The organism is Streptomyces sp. CA-251247 (assembly GCF_050952975.1).
Lineage (GTDB): Bacteria > Actinomycetota > Actinomycetes > Streptomycetales > Streptomycetaceae > Streptomyces > Streptomyces achmelvichensis.
Map to the genome: position 1 here is coordinate 5,625,554 of NZ_CP191861.1, position 16,465 is coordinate 5,642,018.

At 71.0% G+C, this 16,465-nt stretch carries 19 protein-coding genes; 13 read left to right on the top strand and 6 right to left on the bottom strand.

All coding sequences use genetic code 11. The annotated features are described in order from the left end of the window. The first annotated feature begins 22 nt into the window (after positions 1 to 22). A complete protein-coding gene (locus ACQPWZ_RS25095) occupies positions 23 to 1,225 on the top strand; it encodes an acetyl-CoA C-acetyltransferase (protein ID WP_340475453.1) in 1,203 nt (400 codons plus the stop codon). Positions 1,226 to 1,255: 30 nt separating this feature from the next. Next, entirely contained in the window at positions 1,256 to 2,212 is a 957-nt protein-coding gene (meaB, locus tag ACQPWZ_RS25100) for a methylmalonyl Co-A mutase-associated GTPase MeaB (RefSeq protein WP_313944038.1), read from the top strand. A 108-nt stretch (positions 2,213 to 2,320) separates the two neighbouring features. On the opposite strand, the gene ACQPWZ_RS25105 is transcribed toward meaB, so the two are convergent. Further along, positions 2,321 to 2,974 (bottom strand): PepSY domain-containing protein, encoded by a 654-nt coding sequence (locus ACQPWZ_RS25105; protein WP_433572427.1) that lies wholly within the window; start codon positions 2,972 to 2,974, stop codon positions 2,321 to 2,323. A gap of 115 nt (positions 2,975 to 3,089) precedes the next feature. Between ACQPWZ_RS25105 and ACQPWZ_RS25110 the strand changes: the two genes are divergently transcribed. Then, a complete protein-coding gene (locus ACQPWZ_RS25110; protein ID WP_383246793.1) occupies positions 3,090 to 3,755 on the top strand; it encodes a response regulator transcription factor in 666 nt (221 codons plus the stop codon). Continuing rightward, positions 3,752 to 5,170, top strand: a complete 1,419-nt coding sequence (locus ACQPWZ_RS25115; protein ID WP_433572428.1) for an ATP-binding protein — start codon at positions 3,752 to 3,754, stop codon at positions 5,168 to 5,170. The genes ACQPWZ_RS25110 and ACQPWZ_RS25115 overlap by 4 nt, the downstream gene beginning before the upstream one ends. 13 nt (positions 5,171 to 5,183) lie before the next feature. On the opposite strand, the gene ACQPWZ_RS25120 is transcribed toward ACQPWZ_RS25115, so the two are convergent. From ACQPWZ_RS25120 to ACQPWZ_RS25135, 4 genes are all read right to left on the bottom strand, one after another. Further along, entirely contained in the window at positions 5,184 to 5,660 is a 477-nt protein-coding gene (locus tag ACQPWZ_RS25120; RefSeq protein ID WP_340475461.1) for a MarR family winged helix-turn-helix transcriptional regulator, read from the bottom strand. 128 nt (positions 5,661 to 5,788) lie between these two features. After that, positions 5,789 to 6,568: an AIM24 family protein gene (locus ACQPWZ_RS25125; protein WP_433572429.1), complete on the bottom strand. Its 780-nt coding sequence runs from the start codon at positions 6,566 to 6,568 to the stop codon at positions 5,789 to 5,791. Further along, on the bottom strand, positions 6,565 to 7,215 hold the full coding sequence (locus ACQPWZ_RS25130) for an AIM24 family protein (protein WP_340475465.1): 651 nt from the start codon (positions 7,213 to 7,215) through the stop codon (positions 6,565 to 6,567). Before ACQPWZ_RS25130 ends, ACQPWZ_RS25125 begins: the two co-directional genes overlap by 4 nt. Beyond that, positions 7,215 to 7,847 carry an AIM24 family protein gene (locus tag ACQPWZ_RS25135; protein WP_327686744.1) on the bottom strand — a complete coding sequence of 211 codons (633 nt, stop codon included), beginning with the start codon at positions 7,845 to 7,847 and terminating at the stop codon, positions 7,215 to 7,217. The genes ACQPWZ_RS25130 and ACQPWZ_RS25135 overlap by 1 nt, the downstream gene beginning before the upstream one ends. Before the next feature lie 175 nt (positions 7,848 to 8,022). Here ACQPWZ_RS25135 and ACQPWZ_RS25140 point away from each other — a divergent pair, with 175 nt between their 5' ends. The 5 genes from ACQPWZ_RS25140 to ACQPWZ_RS25160 all read left to right on the top strand — a co-directional run bounded on the left by ACQPWZ_RS25140 (position 8,023) and on the right by ACQPWZ_RS25160 (position 10,863). After that, the gene (locus tag ACQPWZ_RS25140; RefSeq protein WP_327680083.1) at positions 8,023 to 8,367 is read left to right on the top strand and encodes a DUF3817 domain-containing protein; all 345 of its coding nucleotides are present in this window, start codon (positions 8,023 to 8,025) and stop codon (positions 8,365 to 8,367) included. Further along, positions 8,364 to 8,657 carry an MTH1187 family thiamine-binding protein gene (locus tag ACQPWZ_RS25145; protein WP_433572430.1) on the top strand — a complete coding sequence of 98 codons (294 nt, stop codon included), beginning with the start codon at positions 8,364 to 8,366 and terminating at the stop codon, positions 8,655 to 8,657. The genes ACQPWZ_RS25140 and ACQPWZ_RS25145 overlap by 4 nt, the downstream gene beginning before the upstream one ends. A gap of 195 nt (positions 8,658 to 8,852) precedes the next feature. Then, entirely contained in the window at positions 8,853 to 9,557 is a 705-nt protein-coding gene (locus ACQPWZ_RS25150) for a hypothetical protein (RefSeq protein ID WP_433572431.1), read from the top strand. Next, positions 9,554 to 10,234 carry a DUF4166 domain-containing protein gene (locus ACQPWZ_RS25155; protein ID WP_383240266.1) on the top strand — a complete coding sequence of 227 codons (681 nt, stop codon included), beginning with the start codon at positions 9,554 to 9,556 and terminating at the stop codon, positions 10,232 to 10,234. The genes ACQPWZ_RS25150 and ACQPWZ_RS25155 overlap by 4 nt, the downstream gene beginning before the upstream one ends. Then, on the top strand, positions 10,231 to 10,863 hold the full coding sequence (locus tag ACQPWZ_RS25160; RefSeq protein ID WP_405572873.1) for a TetR/AcrR family transcriptional regulator: 633 nt from the start codon (positions 10,231 to 10,233) through the stop codon (positions 10,861 to 10,863). The genes ACQPWZ_RS25155 and ACQPWZ_RS25160 overlap by 4 nt, the downstream gene beginning before the upstream one ends. A gap of 14 nt (positions 10,864 to 10,877) precedes the next feature. Here ACQPWZ_RS25160 and ACQPWZ_RS25165 read toward each other — a convergent pair whose 3' ends face one another. Then, entirely contained in the window at positions 10,878 to 11,867 is a 990-nt protein-coding gene (locus ACQPWZ_RS25165) for a DUF5937 family protein (protein WP_433572432.1), read from the bottom strand. Between the two features lie 71 nt (positions 11,868 to 11,938). On the opposite strand from ACQPWZ_RS25165, the gene ACQPWZ_RS25170 reads away from it, so the two are divergent. The 4 genes from ACQPWZ_RS25170 to ACQPWZ_RS25185 all read left to right on the top strand — a co-directional run bounded on the left by ACQPWZ_RS25170 (position 11,939) and on the right by ACQPWZ_RS25185 (position 16,411). Beyond that, on the top strand, positions 11,939 to 13,666 hold the full coding sequence (locus tag ACQPWZ_RS25170; protein ID WP_433572433.1) for an MFS transporter: 1,728 nt from the start codon (positions 11,939 to 11,941) through the stop codon (positions 13,664 to 13,666). A 10-nt stretch (positions 13,667 to 13,676) separates the two neighbouring features. Further along, on the top strand, positions 13,677 to 14,186 hold the full coding sequence (locus ACQPWZ_RS25175) for a MarR family winged helix-turn-helix transcriptional regulator (RefSeq protein ID WP_340475472.1): 510 nt from the start codon (positions 13,677 to 13,679) through the stop codon (positions 14,184 to 14,186). Positions 14,187 to 14,307: 121 nt separating this feature from the next. After that, the gene (locus ACQPWZ_RS25180) at positions 14,308 to 14,634 is read left to right on the top strand and encodes a DUF3817 domain-containing protein (protein ID WP_433572434.1); all 327 of its coding nucleotides are present in this window, start codon (positions 14,308 to 14,310) and stop codon (positions 14,632 to 14,634) included. 76 nt (positions 14,635 to 14,710) lie between these two features. Then, positions 14,711 to 16,411: an acyl-CoA mutase large subunit family protein gene (locus tag ACQPWZ_RS25185; RefSeq protein WP_340475474.1), complete on the top strand. Its 1,701-nt coding sequence runs from the start codon at positions 14,711 to 14,713 to the stop codon at positions 16,409 to 16,411. The last annotated feature ends 54 nt before the right edge of the window (positions 16,412 to 16,465 follow it).

The window sequence follows — 16,465 nt, forward strand, 5'->3', positions numbered from 1 at the left end:
TGCTGAAAGGGGATCCTGTCTCATGTCTGGAACGACCGGTACCACCTCGGTGATCGTCGCGGGCGCCCGTACGCCCATGGGGCGTCTGCTCGGCTCACTCAAGTCCTTCTCCGGTGCCGACCTCGGCGGTTTCGCCATCAAGGCGGCGCTGGACCGCGCGGGCATCGGCGGTGACCAGGTGCAGTACGTGATCATGGGCCAGGTGCTGCAGGCCGGCGCGGGGCAGATCCCGGCACGCCAGGCCGCGGTCAAGGCCGGCATCCCGATGAGCGTTCCCGCGCTCACCATCAACAAGGTCTGTCTCTCCGGCCTCGACGCCATCGCGCTGGCGGACCAGCTGATCCGCGCCGGCGAGTTCGATGTCGTCGTCGCCGGCGGCCAGGAGTCCATGACCAACGCGCCGCATCTGCTGCCGAAGTCCCGCGAGGGCTACAAGTACGGCGCCGTCGAGATGCTCGACGCCATGGCGTACGACGGTCTGACCGACGCGTTCGAGAACGTCGCCATGGGTGAGTCCACCGAGAAGCACAACACCCGCCTCGGTATCGAGCGCCCGGCGCAGGACGAGATCGCGGCGCTGTCCCACCAGCGTGCCGCCGCCGCGCAGAAGAACGGCATCTTCGAGGCGGAGATCACGCCCGTCGAGATCCCGCAGCGCAAGGGCGAGCCGGTCGTCTTCGCCAAGGACGAGGGCATCCGCGGCGAGACGACGGTGGAGTCGCTGAGCAAGCTGCGCCCCGCCTTCGCCAAGGACGGCACGATCACGGCCGGTACCTCCTCGCAGATCTCCGACGGTGCGGCGGCGGTCGTCGTGATGAGCAAGGCCAAGGCGGAGGAGCTCGGCCTGGAGTGGATCGCGGAGATCGGCGCCCACGGCAACGTGGCCGGGCCGGACAACTCCCTCCAGTCGCAGCCCGCCAACGCGATCGCGCATGCCCTGAAGAAGGACGGTCTCGCGGTCTCCGACCTGGATCTCATCGAGATCAACGAGGCGTTCGCCGCGGTCGCGGTGCAGTCAATGAAGGATCTTGGGGTATCCCCGGAAAAGGTGAACGTCAACGGCGGTGCGATCGCCCTCGGCCACCCCATCGGCATGTCCGGCGCGCGGGTGGTGCTCCACCTGGCGCTGGAGCTGCGGCGCCGGGGCGGCGGCGTGGGTGCGGCCGCGCTGTGCGGCGGCGGCGGACAGGGTGACGCGCTGATCGTCCGCGTGCCGTCGAAGTAGGCCGGGCAAGTCGAGAGAAGGAGCACGGCAATGGTGGACGTCCCCCAGCTCGTCGCCCAGGCGAGGGAGGGCCGGCCGAGGGCGGTGGCCCGGCTGATCTCGCTGGTGGAGGGGGCGTCCCCGCAGTTGCGCGAGGTGATGGCGGCGCTGGCACCGCTGGCCGGCGGTGCGTACGTCGTCGGCCTGACGGGCTCGCCCGGCGTCGGCAAGTCCACCTCCACCTCCGCGCTGGTGACCGCCTACCGGCGGGCGGGGAAGCGGGTCGGCGTGCTGGCGGTCGACCCCTCCTCGCCCTTCTCCGGCGGTGCGCTGCTCGGCGACCGGGTCCGGATGTCGGACCACGCCTCCGACCCCGGTGTCTACATCCGCTCGATGGCCACCCGCGGTCACCTCGGCGGGCTGGCCTGGGCGGCGCCGCAGGCGATCCGGGTGCTGGACGCCGCCGGCTGCGACGTGATCCTGGTGGAGACCGTCGGCGTGGGCCAGTCCGAGGTCGAGATCGCCTCGCAGGCCGACACCTCGGTGGTGCTGCTCGCGCCCGGGATGGGCGACGGCATCCAGGCGGCGAAGGCGGGCATCCTGGAGATCGGCGACGTCTACGTCGTCAACAAGGCGGACCGGGACGGGGCGGACGCGACGGCCCGCGAGCTCAACCACATGCTGGGTCTCGGTGAGGCGCGGGGGCCGGGCGACTGGCGCCCGCCGATCGTGAAGACGGTCGCGGCCCGGGGCGAGGGCATGGACGAGGTCGTCGAGGCGCTGGAGAAGCACCGCGCCTGGATGGAGGAGCACGGGGTCCTGACCGAGCGCAGGGCCCGCCGTGCGGCGGGCGAGGTCGAGACGATCGCGGTCACCCGCCTGCGTGAGCGGATCGGTGATCTGCACGGTGACCGCCGGCTGGGGGCGCTGGCGGAGCGGATCGTGGCGGGTGAACTGGACCCGTACACGGCGGCGGACGAACTGGTCGCGGGTCTCACGGAGTCCTGACGGGGCGGTCCGCGGGGGCCGTGAGACGACGCGCCTCGGTCGCCTGCGGGGCTTGAGCGCTCAAGCCCCACAGGCGACCGAGGAGACGACCGGAGGCCGAACCGGGAATCAGTCGTCCGAGCCGTCGTCGGCCTTGTCCTTCGAAGTGCCGTCGTCCGACGCGCTGTTGGCGGTCTTGGCGGTCTTGTCGTCGTCGGAGCCGTCGGTGTCGGTGTCGTCGGCGGCGTCGTCCTGCGATGCGGACGCCTTGCCCGTGGTTGCGTCCACCGTCACGTCGTGCGACGCCCCGTCCTTGCCACGGACGTCTACCTCCCAGTGACCGTCGTCGAACTCGACCTCCGTGACCGTGCCCGGGCGGAACTCCAGCGCCGCGGCGCTCGCCTGCCGGGCGTCGACCTTCGCCGCGCTCAGGGCCTTGCGCTCGGCCGCGTCGTCGGACCTGCCATCGTCGGACTTGTCGTCATCGGAGTCGTCACCCTTGTCGTCCTGGGCCGCGGACGCCTTGCCCGACGCGTTCACCGTCACCTCGCGGTCGTCGCCGTTCTTGCCCTGCACGTCGACCTCCCAGACGCCCGCGTCGTCGTCGGTGCCGGCCGACTCCACCGTGCCCGGTGCCTTCTGCAGCGCCGCGTCCACCGCCTCGGAGACGGTGACCTTCGACGTGGGCGCGGCGTCGTCGGCCGACGCGGCGACCGCGGTGTAGGTGCCGCCGCCGACCAGGGCCGCCACGGCCACTGCGGAAATCAGGATCTTGCGCTTCATGAGGTGTCCTTAGGGATCGGTTGGTTGCGACGGGGACCAATCTCCTCGGGTGATGCTGAACCCGAGCTGAAGCCACCTGAAGGGTTCTTCAGCTTCGGTGCGCGACCCTGGGCACATGCGTTTGCTGATCGTGGAGGACGAGAAGCGGCTCGCTCTGTCCCTCGCCAGGGGACTGACGGCCGAGGGCTATGCCGTGGACGTGGTCCACGACGGTCTGGAGGGGCTCCACCGGGCCTCGGAGGGCGACTACGACCTCGTCGTCCTCGACATCATGCTGCCCGGCATGAACGGCTACCGCGTCTGCGGGGCGCTGCGCGCCGCGGGCCACGACGTCCCGATCCTGATGCTCACGGCCAAGGACGGTGAGTACGACGAGGCCGAGGGGCTCGACACCGGTGCCGACGACTACCTGACGAAGCCCTTCTCGTACGTGGTCCTCGTCGCGAGGATCAAGGCCCTGCTCCGCCGCCGCGGTCCGGCCGCCGGTTCGCCCGTCCTCAACGTCGGCGATCTGCGGGTGGAGACGGCGGCCCGCCGGGTCTTCAGAGGTACGGAGGAAGCCTCGCTCACCGCCAAGGAGTTCGCCGTTCTGGAGCAGCTCGCCGTGCGCGCGGGGGATGTGGTGAGCAAGGCGCAGATCCTGGAGCACGTCTGGGACTTCGCCTACGAGGGCGATCCCAACATCATCGAGGTCTACATCAGTTCGCTGCGCCGCAAGCTGGGCGCGGAGCGCATCCAGACCGTGCGCGGCGCGGGCTACCGTCTGGTGGCCACGTCATGAGGTCGGTGCGGGCGCGAGCCGCTCTGGGGGCCACGCTGGTCGTCGCGGTCGCCCTGATCGCCGCCGGTGTCTCCGTCCTCCTCGTGCTGCGGACCAACCTCATCGATCAGACGGATCTCCAGGCCGAGGTCGCGGCCCGCGAGACGGCGTCCCAGGTCGCCCTGGGCACGGCGTTCGACCGGCTCGACCTGCCCGACGGCGATGAGCGGCCGGTGCAGATCGTCGACGAGAAGGGCCGGGTACGGGCCGTGAGCGAAGGGCTGGAGAGCATCTCCGGCACCGCGACCGGCCAGGTCAAGCCCCAGGGTGCCGTCCAGCCGCCCGCCGGCGACGACGATGACGACGGGCAGGAGCAGGACGACGATCCGCGCCCGGGCGAGGTGTCGAGCGCGGAGCCGCGGTTCAGCACGGGCAGTGCCACGGTGGACGGCGAGAGTGCCGAGTACCGGTTCGCCGCCGTCGAGGCGGCGAACGGCGACGGTCTCACGCTCACCGTCTACGCGGGCGCACCGCTGGCTCCCGAGCAGGACGCCGTGAACACGGTGCGCGAAGCCATGCTGGTCGGGCTGCCGTTGCTGCTGGTCGTCGTCGGCGGGGTGACCTGGCTGGTGACCCGGCGCGCCCTTCAGCCCGTCGAGGGCATCCGGAGCGAGATGGCGGCGATCACGGCGTCCGAGGATCTCTCCCGGCGCGTGCCGGAGCCCGGCTCGCGGGACGAGGTCGCACGGCTGGCCCGGACGACCAACGAGACGCTGGCCGCCCTGGAGGCCTCCGTCCAGCGGCAGCGTGCCTTCGTCGCGGACGCCTCGCACGAGCTGCGCAGCCCCATCGCCTCGCTGCGCACCCAGCTCGAAGTGGGTGTGGCCCACCCGGAGTTGCTGGATGTGCCGGGCGCGGTGGAGGACACCGTACGGCTTCAGCAGCTCGCCGCCGATCTGCTGCTGCTGGCCCGGCTGGACGCGGGGGAGCGGCCCGGGAGCAGCCGGCTGGACCTGGCCGCGCTGGTGCGGGAGGAGACGTCACAGCGGACGGGTGACCGGATCGCGGTGGTGGTGGAGGCCGGCGAGGGGCTCGACGTGACCGGATCGCGCGGCCAGTTGGCGCGGGTGCTGGGCAATCTCCTGGACAACGCCCAGCGGCACGCGCGTACATCGGTCAGCGCCTCGGTGACCAGGCAGGGGCGTCAGGTGGTGCTCAGCGTCGCGGACGACGGCGACGGAGTGCCCGACAGCGAACGGGAGCGGATCTTCGAGCGGTTCGTGCGCCTCGACGACGCCCGCAGCAGGGACGAGGGCGGCGCGGGCCTCGGGCTCGCCATCGCCCGCGATGTGGCGGTGCGCCACGGCGGGACGCTGGAACCGGGCCGGGCCGCGGCGGGCGGCGCGCTCTTCGAGCTCCGCCTGCCCGCCGCGTAGTGCCGTGACCCGGCTACGCCTTGCCGCGCCGGCCGCGCAGGTGGTCGGCCACCGGCGAGAGGGACGCCCGCAGGTCCGCGAGAGCCTCCGGCGTCAGCAGATCGATGAAGTGCTTGCGTACGGACGCGACATGGTGCGGCGCGACCTTCTGCATGGTCTCGGTGCCCTGGTCGGTGAGCACCGCGTACAGCCCGCGGCGGTCGGACTCGCAGTTCTCCCGGCGGACCAGGCCCGCGCTCTCCATGCGCGTGATCTGGTGGGAGAGGCGGCTCTTGGACTGGAGCGTGGCCGCCGCCAGGTCGCTCATCCGCATACGCCGGTCCGGTGACTCCGAGAGGTTGACCAGGATCTCGTAGTCGTTGTTGGTCAGGCCGAACGGCTGGAGGTCCTTCTCGAGCTGGTGCATCAGCAGTCGGCTGACGTCCAGGTGCGTGCGCCAGGCGCACTGCTCGTCATCGGTCAGCCAGCGGGTGGCCGTCTCGGTCTCCATATATGGATTCTACCTAAGAAGTTGAAAGACGGACGAATTGTGAGCTGTGACGCCGGGCACCCGGTACACGAAAGGCGCAGCGCACCGGTGGGTGCAGACGTTCGACGTCACACTCCGCAGACTACCGCTCACAGGCCGAAGCGACGCTGGAGGTCCCCCAGCTGACCGGGGAGACGGGGGCTGCCCCCCGGTTGACCTGGGGTCCCTCCGCCGTGGCCGCCCGGCACCCCCGCCTGGTGCGGTACGGCACCGGTCGCCGTCTCCGCCATCAGCATCTCGGTCGACTGGAGCAGCACCGTGCCCGCGCCGATGAACTCGAACTGGTGCTCCTCACCGGAGGCGCCGCCGATCCCGGTCATCGCACGCAGGCCTCCCATCACGCCGGTCATATAGCCGTGGTCGTAGTGGTGACAGGGGGAGGGGCAGTCGGCCCAGCCCACCAGCGCCTGCGGGTCCACCCGGAGCGGGGGCTCCATGAAGACCACGGGCCCGTTGGACGCGGCGACGAACTTCCCGGTTCCGATCAGCGTCAGGAAGCCCGGCACGATCGACTGCTTCAGCGCCAGCGTCGGCTGGTAGGCGAGCAGATTGCCGGACCGGATCGTCAGATTGCCGTTGTCCAGGTCGAAGGAGTTCACGTCGAAGGCGCGGTCGGCGAGCAGCATCTTGCCGCTGCCCTCGGCCACCACCCAGTCGCTCGCGTGCAGCGGCGAGTGGAACGAGGTCCGCATCAGCCGGTCGAGCCGGCCGTGGCCGATGCCGTTGAAGTCGATGCGCCCGTAGTAGGCGATCATCTTCCCCTTCTGCAGGAACCACTGGCTGCCCTTGAGCTCCACGCAGAACGTGTACGCGTTGACGTTGTCGTCGCTCGGCAGCGTCATCGGGTCGAAAACCACCGGGGTGCTCACAGCTTCTCCTCCGACGCCTGGACGTACACCGCGCCACTGCCGCTCAGTTCCAGCTGGAACGCCTCGCCCGAGCCGCGCCCCACCATGTCGCGCCAGCCCAGCGCGGTGGAGAGTTTGTTGCGTACGTCGCCGTGGTGAGCCACGTACGCCTGCGGGTCCACATGGACCGCCCGTCCGGGCACGATCGGCAGTTCGATCACTCCGCCGTGCGCCATCACCGCGACGGCGCCGTGGCCCTTGAGCGTCGTGGTGAACAGGCCCTGGCCGCTCACCTGGCCGCGGACCATGCCCATGACCCCGCCCTGCGAGCCCATGAACATCGTGCCCTGCTGGAGGGTGCCGTCGAACGCGAGCAGCCGGTCGGCCTCGACGTAGAGGGTGTCGCCGGTGAGCTGGATGACCTGGATGTGATGGCCGCCGTGGCCGAACATCACCGTGCCATTGCCTTCGACCGTCATCAGCGGCGTCGCCTCGTTGGCCACGCGCCGGCCGATCATCGACATCAGACCGCCCTGGCCGCCCTGCATGTTCGGGGTGAAGCTGACCTCGCCGCGGTACGCGAGCATCGCGCCGCGCTGGCTGAACATCTTCTGGCCCGGGGCGAGAGTCGCCTCGACCATCTTGGAGTTGATCTCACGGAACGGCATCAGACGTCGCCCCCGATGGTGTTCCGCTCGCTGGGCTGGACGTAGACGAGTCCGTCGCCCTCGAAGCGGATCTGGAAGGCCTCGCCGCCGCCCTCGCCGAGGAACGTGCGGAAGGTCACACCCGACTGGAAGTTCTGCTGGAGGTTGCCCTGGTGGGCGATGTAGGCGCCGGGGTCGACCGCGAGCGGGTACTGCGGTGTCACCCGCAGGATCACCGCCGGGCCGTCCGACATGATCGCGGCCTGGCCGGTGCCCTCGACGGTGGTGGTGAACAGGCCGTTGCCCGTCGCCCCGCCGCGCAGACCGGTGAAGCTGGTCCCGGTGCGCAGGCCCGCGTCCGTGCAGAGCAGATTGCTCGACTCGACGAAGAGCTTGTCGCCGTGCAGATTCACGAGGTTGATCTCGGAGGCGCGGTCGGCGAAGTAGCAGGTGCCCTGGCCCCTCACCTCCATCACGACCATCTGTTCGCCGGTGAGGCGGCGGGTGACCATCCCGCGTATGCCCTCACCGCCGCCGGACATCTTCTTGAACGCCATCTGGCCGTCGTAGGCGACCATCGAGCCGTTCTTCGCTTTGACGGCGTCGCCGGTCATGTCGACCGCGAGCACTTTGCTCCCTTGGAGCCGGAACATTGCCACGGAGCGACGTTAACCGGACGTGCGCTGGACGAACAGGGCCCGAGGGAAGATCCCGGACTCCTGGACGGACCCCCGGACAAAGCCTTGGCAAAGTGAGCTGCCACAATGGTGCAGCGCTTGTGAGCGCGTTCACAAGATCACTGCCGCCCCTCCCATCGAAGGTGCCCCCGTGGACATCAAGACCGCCTCGTCACTCCACCGTCTCCGCCTGGTCTCCGCGCCGGAGGCCATCTCCTTCCTCCTGCTGCTCGTCTGCTCGGTACTCAAGCGCACGACGGAGTTCAACGCGGTCCCGGTCATGGGCGCGATCCACGGTGTGCTCTTCATCCTCTACGTGCTCTTCTGGCTGGACGCCTGGAACCGCACCAAGTGGGACCTGAAGACGGCGGCCCTCTACTTCGTCCTCTCCGTGCTGCCCTTCGGCGGCTTCTATGCCGAGCGCAAGCTGCGGCGCGCGGCCGACGACGCCGTCATCGCCTCCCGCGCCCGCCGCGAGGACGGGGTCAGCGCATGATCGTCGCGTTCTCCGTCACGCCCCTGGGCGTGGGTGAGGATGTCGGGGAGTACGTCGCCGACGCCGTGCGTGTGGTCCGTGCATCGGGTCTGCCCCACCGCACGGACGCCATGTTCACCTCGGTCGAAGGGGAGTGGGACGAGGTGATGGACGTGGTCAAGCGTGCCGTCGCCGTCGTCGAGGCCCGCGCGCCGCGCGTCTCCCTGGTCCTCAAGGCCGACATCCGGCCCGGCGTCGAGGACGGTCTCACCTCCAAGGTCGCGACGGTGGAACGGCATCTCTCCGCCTGATCCGCGCCACCCGCACTCTCTTCGCGTCAGCCCCCGGCTCCTGACAGTCGGGGGCTTTCTCATGTCCAGGAGGCGGGCCACGAGGTGCGTGAGCAGGTCGAGTTCAGGATGGAGTCTCGGGGTTGAGCGACCGCTCAAATCCTTGCTACCTTCCTTTTGAGCGATCGCTCAAAACCGGCTGTACGGGGGTTCGGCATGAGGCTGTACATCGAGACGTGCGTACGCGCGGAGCTGGAGACGCTCTGGGAGCGCACCCAGGAGCCCGCGCAACACCAGCGGTGGGACCTGCGCTTCACCGAGATCGACTACCTGCCGCGTCGCCCGGGAGAGCCGCGGCGCTTCCGGTACGCGACCCGCGTCCTGCCCTGGCTGACCGTCGCCGGCACCGGTGTCTCCGCGGGGGAGCGCCACCGGGCCGGCGACCGCGTCTCCGCACTCCGGTTCGCCTCGCCGCACCCCCTCTCGGTGCTGAAGGAGGGGAGCGGCTATTGGCGATACGTACCGACGGGCGACGGCGTGCGCTTCCTCACCGGCTACGACTACCGACCGCGCTGGGGCCGCTTCGGCCGCGTCGCGGACCGCCTGGTGTTCCGTCCACTCATGGGATGGGCCACCGCCTGGTCCTTCGACCGGCTGCGGCTGTGGTGCGAGCGGGGCATCACCCCCGAACGCGCACTGGTCCACGCACTCACCGACCTCGGCGTCCGGGTGCTCGCCGCCGGGACCGCCCTGTCGATGGACCCCCTCGCGGGGCTCGCGGCCGCCCTCGTGGCGGTCGTCCTGCCGCCCTCGCCCCGCACGCCGGCCGCCCGCCGCTGTCTGCGCACCCCGCCGGGACCGGCGGCCGCGCCCGCACTCCTCGGCTCCCTGGAGCGGACGAACACCCTGGAGCACGCATGAGCTCGATCTTCCGTACCGTCATGGGCAATGACTTCGGCCGGCTGCACCCGCAGCTCCAGCGCCGCTTCTCCGTCGGACTGGCGTCCGGTGAAGCATGTGTCGGACGGGGGGTGATGGACCGTATCTGGCACGGCCGCGGTTTCGTCAAACCGTTCCTGTCCCTGGGCGGCAGCCGCAACATCCTGGTGCCGCGCACCGGTCGCGGCGTCCCCTTCACCATCGAGAACGTCCCCTACGCCGACAGCTACGGCCGGGAGACCGTCACCTTCGTCCGGACCTTCGCCCTGCCCGGTGGGCCGCGCCGCTTCGACGCGACGATGATCGCCGGCCCGGCGGGCGACCGCATCGTCGACTATCTCGGCACGCACCAGCATCTCGCCAGCGACCTGCGCCTCTTCGCCGAGCCCGACGGCTCGCTGCTCATCCGCTCCGGCGAACACCGCTTCCGCGAGGGGCCGGTGGACCTGCGGGTTCCCGAACTGATCGGCGGCGACGCCGAAGTACGCGAGTCCTACGACGACGCCACCGGCCGCTTCCGCATCCGGGTGCGGGTGACCAACCGCCGCTTCGGGCCGCTCTTCGGCTACGAGGGCTCGTTCACGGCCGAGTACGTCGACGTACGCTCGCACGGGGTGCGCGCCGGGCTGCGCCCGGTACGCGAGGAGATACGGGCGTGAGCCAGGAGACCAAGGAGAAGCTGCTGGAAGGAGCGTTGCGCACGCTCACCGAGCAGGGCATCGCCAAGACCTCCGCCCGCTCCATCGCCGCCGCCGCCGGAGTCAACCAGGCGCTCGTCTTCTACCACTTCGGCTCTGTCGACGAACTGCTCGCCGCGGCCTGCCGCCACGGTGCGGAGCAGCGGGTGTCCCGCTACCGCGAACGGCTCGGCCGGATCGGCACGCTGGCCGAACTCCTCGCGCTCGGGCGCGAGATGCACGCCGAGGAACGGGCCGGCGGCCATGTCGCGGTCCTCGGTCAGCTGCTCGCCGGAGCACAGACCCAGCCGCGCCTCGCGCCCGCCACGGCCGCGGGCCTGGAGCTGTGGATCGCCGAGATCGAGACGGTACTGGTCAGGGTCCTCGCGGCTTCTCCGCTCGGGGAGTTCGCCGACCCGGTGGGCCTCGCGCGCGCGGTCGCCGCGTCGTTCGTGGGCCTCGAACTGTACGAGGGCGTCGACCCGGGCGGCGCGGAGCGTGCGCTCGCCGCCCTGGAGCAGCTCACGGCCCTGGCGGCCGCCCTCGACGAACTCGGTCCGGTGGCCCAGCGCGCCGTCCGGCACAAGCTGCGGCGCTCCACCCGCCGTTGAGTGCCGCAGCCGGGTCAGGCGCCGGGGTGCGAGGCCGTCAGGGCGATGCCGAGCGGGGTCCGCTCGTAGAGGACCTGGTGGCCGTAGCGGCGTGAGGTCAGCAGGCCCGCGTCCCGCAGCACCGACAGATGCGCGGACACGGACGAGGGCGCGAGACGCAGCCGGTGGGCGAGGGCACTCGTCCCCGCGGGCTCGTCCAGGGCGACGAGCACGGACGCGCGCTTGGGACCGAGCAGCCGGGCCAGCGCGTCCGGTGTGCTCCGAGCGGGCTCCGTCCACAGGGCCCCGATCCCGCGTGCCGGGTAGGCGACAGTCGGCTGCCAGGGCGGTTCGAAGCCGGTCACGACGTCCGGCCAGCAGAAGACGCTGGGCAGCAGCATCAGTCCCTGGCCGTCGAGATGGCGCACATGGTCCGAGCTCTGCTCCAGCGTCAGCGTGCCGTCGGCCCACCGCAGCCGGGGGTGCAGATCGGCGAACAGACCCTCGATGCCGGTGTCGGCGAGCCGGCGCGAGTGGAAGGCCACGTCGGCCTCCAGCAGTGTGCGCAGCCGGGGCCACTCGGGCTCGACCAGGACGTGCCACGCCTCCTCCAGACGGTCGGCGAGCTCGTGGACCGCGCGGTCGGGATCGCAGAGCAGCGCCCGGCCCGCGGGCGACTCGGCCGCGCCGGGGGTGCAGGCCAGCGACCACGCCATGTCCCGGCGGGCGGACTCGGGATCCGCGGCCCGTACGGAGGCGATCTCCTCGCCGAAGGACGCGGCGGGACCGATGGGCGGCGGCCCGAGGAAGTCGGGGGCGTGTCCGCGCCGGGGCATCAGCAGCCACAGGGCGGAGAGGTCGAGCCGCGCGGCGTCCCGCCGGATCCGGGCGAGCCAGGGCAGGTGGTAGCCGTGCCGGTCGGGACGCTTGAGGGTGCGTACGGCCTCGTGCGTCTCCCAGAGCGGTGACACGGCGAACCGGATGCGCAGAAGGTCCGCCTCCCGGAAGTGCATGGCGGACGGCATGGCGGGCTCCTGAAGATTCGGCTGCTGCCGAAAGTTTAGGGCCGGGCGCAGAGGGTCGGCAGGCTGCGCCCATGAGTCGTCCCTCTCTCCCACCGCCCTCCGCAGCCGGCGGCACGAACGTGCCCGCGGACGCGTGGTCCGGCGGTCCCGCCGAAGCAGTCGGCGCGGGCCCTGCGGATGCGGCAGCCGCCGATGTGCACCAGGTCGGTGCAGGTCCCGCGACCGTGGAAGCCGGCGGTGCGCAGCCCGTCGCGACGAGCCCCGCGGCCGAGGCGGCGGTCGAGGCGCACCTCGCGACCGCCGAGGCCGTCGGTGCGGACCCCGGCCTCGCGGATGATCCCGGTGCCCACGCCGGCCTCGCGGAAGATGCCGGTGCGCACTCCGGCTTCGCGGAAGGTGCCGGTGAGCCACCCGGCTTCGCGGATGATGCCGGTGCGCACTCCGGCCTCGCGGAAGATGCCGGTGCGCACTCCGGCTTCGCGGAAGGTGCCGGTGAGCCACCCGGCTTCGCGGATGATGCCGGTGCGCACCCCGCCGGCGGTGCCCCGCCATCCCCGCCCGCCCTGCCGACCGGCCCCCCGCACGGCTACGGCGCCGTCTTCCGCGTCCGCGAGTTCCGCGCCGTCTTCGTCGCCCACCTCATGTCCCTGCTCGGCGTCGTCGTCTGCGAGATCTCCCTCACCGTCCTGATCTACCGGCTCACGGGCTCGCCCCTGCTGAGCGCCCTCACCTTCGCGCTCGGCTTCCTGCCGTACCTCGTGGGCGGGACGCTGCTCGCCGGGGTCGCCGACAAGTACCCCGCGCGACGGGTGCTCGTGCTGTGCGATCTCGTGTGCGCCGGATGCGCCGCGGCGATGGTGCTGCCCCTCACGCCCGTCGCCGTCCTGCTCGCCCTCCGCTGTGCCATCGCCGCCGTCTCACCGGTGTTCAACGGGACGCGGACCGCCACCCTCGCCGACATCCTGGGCGACGGCGACCTCTTCGTCCTCGGCCGCTCGCTGCTGCGGATCGTGTCCCAGAGCGCCGTGCTGACCGGCTTCGGGCTCGGCGGGCTGCTGCTCGCCGTGGTGCCGCCGCGCGGCGCCCTCGCCGTCACCTGCTGCACCTTCCTCGGTTCCGCGCTCCTGCTCCGGTTCGGGACGAAGCGCCGCCCCGCCCGGGACAGCGACAGCGGCGCCCTGCTGCGCTCGTCGCTCACCGGAGCACGCCAGGTCTTCGCCGACCGCAGGCTGCGGGTGCTGATGCTGCTGTTCTGGGTGCCGCCCATGTTCAGCGTCGCGCCGGAGGTCCTCGCCACCCCCTACGCCGACGCCGTCGGCATCGGACCCGCCGGTCTGGGGCTGCTGATGTGCGCGCTGCCCGCGGGCACGATCGCGGGAGAGCTGTACGCCGGTTCCGCGCTGCGCCCGGGCACCCGCGCCCGTATCGCCCTCCCGCTCGCCGCCGTCTCCCTGCTGCCCCTGGTGGCGTTCGCGCTGACGCCCGGCCTCGCTCTCGCTCTGCTCGTCCTCGTCGTCGCCGGCGCCACGAGCGCGTACACCCTCGGTGTGGACCGGTGGTTCATCGAGGCGGTGCCCGACGAGCTGCGCGGCCGGGCCATGACCCTCATGACGGCCGGGCTGATGACGATCCAGGGTGTGGGCATGGCTCTCGCGGGTCTCGCGGCGGAGTTCTACGCGGTCAGCACGGTCGTGACGGGCGCCGGAGTCATCGGCACCGTCTGCTGTCTGCTGCTGGTCGCCGAAGCCCGGCGGACCGAAGGGCGAGACGGGGCTGACCGCCATATGACCTGTCGGTAGGGTCGGTGCCGTGCCGAAGCCCCTCAGCCTCCCCTTCGACCCCATCGCGCGCGCCGACGAACTGTGGCAGCAGCGCTGGGGTCCCGTCCCCTCCATGGCGGCCATCACCTCGATCATGCGCGCGCAGCAGATCCTGCTCGCCGAGGTCGACTCCGTCGTCAAGCCGTACGGGCTGACCTTCGCGCGGTACGAGGCGCTGGTGCTGCTGACCTTCTCCAAGGCCGGCGAACTGCCCATGTCCAAGATCGGCGAGCGTCTGATGGTCCACCCGACCTCGGTGACCAACACCGTCGACCGCCTGGTCAGGTCCGGTCTGGTCGACAAGCGCCCCAACCCCAACGACGGCCGCGGCACCCTCGCCTCCATCACGGAGAAGGGGCGGGAGGTCGTGGAGGCGGCCACGCGCGATCTGATGGGGATGGACTTCGGGCTCGGGGCGTACGACTCCGAGGAGTGCGGGGAGATCTTCGCGATGCTGCGTCCTCTGCGGCTGTCGGCGCACGACTTCGACGACGCGTAGCCCGGCGTTCCCGGCGGTACGCGGCCGGGTGTCCTGAGTGCGCCGGCCGGCGGCAGGGCCGGGCCCCGTACCGTCCCACCCGCCCGAAGATCGCCCCTTGCGCCCGGTTACGCTCGGTGCCATGAAAGCGAATGTGCTGACCCGCTACCGGGTGATGGCCTACATCACCGCCGTGTGGCTCCTCGTGTTCACCGGCGCGATCATCCTGAAGTACGGGTTCGACACCGGCGACACCATGCTGATCTCGCAGATCCACGGTGTGCTGTTCATCATCTACGTGATTTTCGCGTTCGATCTCGGCTCCAAGGCGAAGTGGCCGTTCGGCAAGCTGCTGTGGGTGCTGGCCGCCGGCTGCATCCCTGTGGCCAGCTTCTTCGTGGAACCGAAGATCACCCGCGAGGTCCGTCCGCTGATCACGGACGGCTCCACCGCGGCAGTCGAGGCCTAGCCCCACCCCCGTGCGCCGACGGCTCGCGGGGGCTTCCCATCGACATTTACTAGGACGTCCTAGTAAATTCGAGGGTATGGACGCTCACGCCATCGAGGAAGGCCGCCGACGCTGGCAGGCCCGTTACGACAAGGCCCGCAAGCGGGACGCGGACTTCACCACGCTCTCCGGGGATCCGGTGGAGCCCGTCTACGGGCCCCGGCCCGGAGACAACTACGACGGCTTCGAGCGCATCGGCTGGCCGGGGGAGTACCCCTTCACCCGAGGGCTCTACCCGACCGGCTACCGCGGCCGTACCTGGACCATCCGCCAGTTCGCGGGCTTCGGCAACGCCGAGCAGACGAACGAGCGCTACAAGATGATCCTCGCCAACGGCGGCGGCGGACTCTCCGTGGCCTTCGACATGCCCACCCTGATGGGCCGCGACTCCGACGACCCCCGCTCGCTCGGTGAGGTCGGCCACTGCGGTGTCGCCATCGACTCCGCCGCCGACATGGAGGTCCTGTTCCAGGACATCCCGCTCGGCGATGTCACCACCTCCATGACGATCAGCGGGCCCGCCGTGCCCGCCTTCTGCATGTACCTCGTCGCCGCCGAGCGCCAGGGCATCGACCCGGCCGTGCTCAACGGCACCCTCCAGACGGACATCTTCAAGGAGTACATCGCCCAGAAGGAGTGGCTCTTCCAGCCCGAGCCTCATCTGCGGCTGATCGGCGACCTGATGGAGCACTGCGCGCAGGGCATCCCCGCGTACAAGCCGCTCTCCGTCTCCGGCTACCACATCCGCGAGGCGGGCGCGACGGCCGCGCAGGAGCTCGCGTACACCCTCGCCGACGGCTTCGGCTACGTCGAACTCGGGCTCAGCCGGGGCCTCGACGTCGACACCTTCGCGCCCGGCCTCTCCTTCTTCTTCGACGCGCACCTCGACTTCTTCGAGGAGATCGCCAAGTTCCGCGCGGCGCGCAGGATCTGGGCGCGCTGGATGAAGGAGGAGTACGGGGCGAAGACCGACAAGGCGCAGTGGCTGCGGTTCCACACTCAGACCGCCGGCGTCTCGCTCACCGCCCAGCAGCCCTACAACAACGTCGTACGCACCGCGGTCGAGGCGCTCTCCGCGGTCCTCGGCGGCACCAACTCCCTGCACACCAACGCCCTGGACGAGACCCTCGCGCTCCCCAGCGAGCAGGCGGCCGAGATCGCGCTGCGCACCCAGCAGGTGCTGATGGAGGAGACCGGTGTCGCCAACGTCGCGGACCCGCTGGGCGGTTCGTGGTACGTCGAGCAGCTCACCGACCGCATCGAGGCGGACGCCGAGAAGATCTTCGACCAGATCAAGGAGCGCGGCCGCCGGGCACACCCCGACGGGCAGCACCCCATCGGTCCCATCACCTCCGGCATCCTGCGCGGTATCGAGGACGGCTGGTTCACCGGCGAGATCGCCGAGTCGGCCTTCCAGTACCAGCAGTCGCTGGAGAAGGGCGACAAGAGGGTCGTCGGCGTCAACGTCCACCACGGCTCGGTCACCGGCGACCTGGAGATCCTGCGGGTCAGCCACGAGGTGGAGCGTGAGCAGGTGCGCATCCTGGCGGACCGCAAGGCGCACCGCGACGACGCCCTCGTCCGGTCCTCGCTGGAGAAGATGCTGGCGGCGGCCAGGGACGGCTCCAACATGATCGGACCGATGCTCGACGCGGTCCGCGCGGAGGCGACGCTGGGCGAGATCTGCGACGCGCTGCGGGACGAGTGGGGCACGTACACCGAACCGCCGGGCTTCTGAACACCACGGCCACGGCCGGTTGCTGACACGGGCACGGGCGGCGGGATTCTCCCC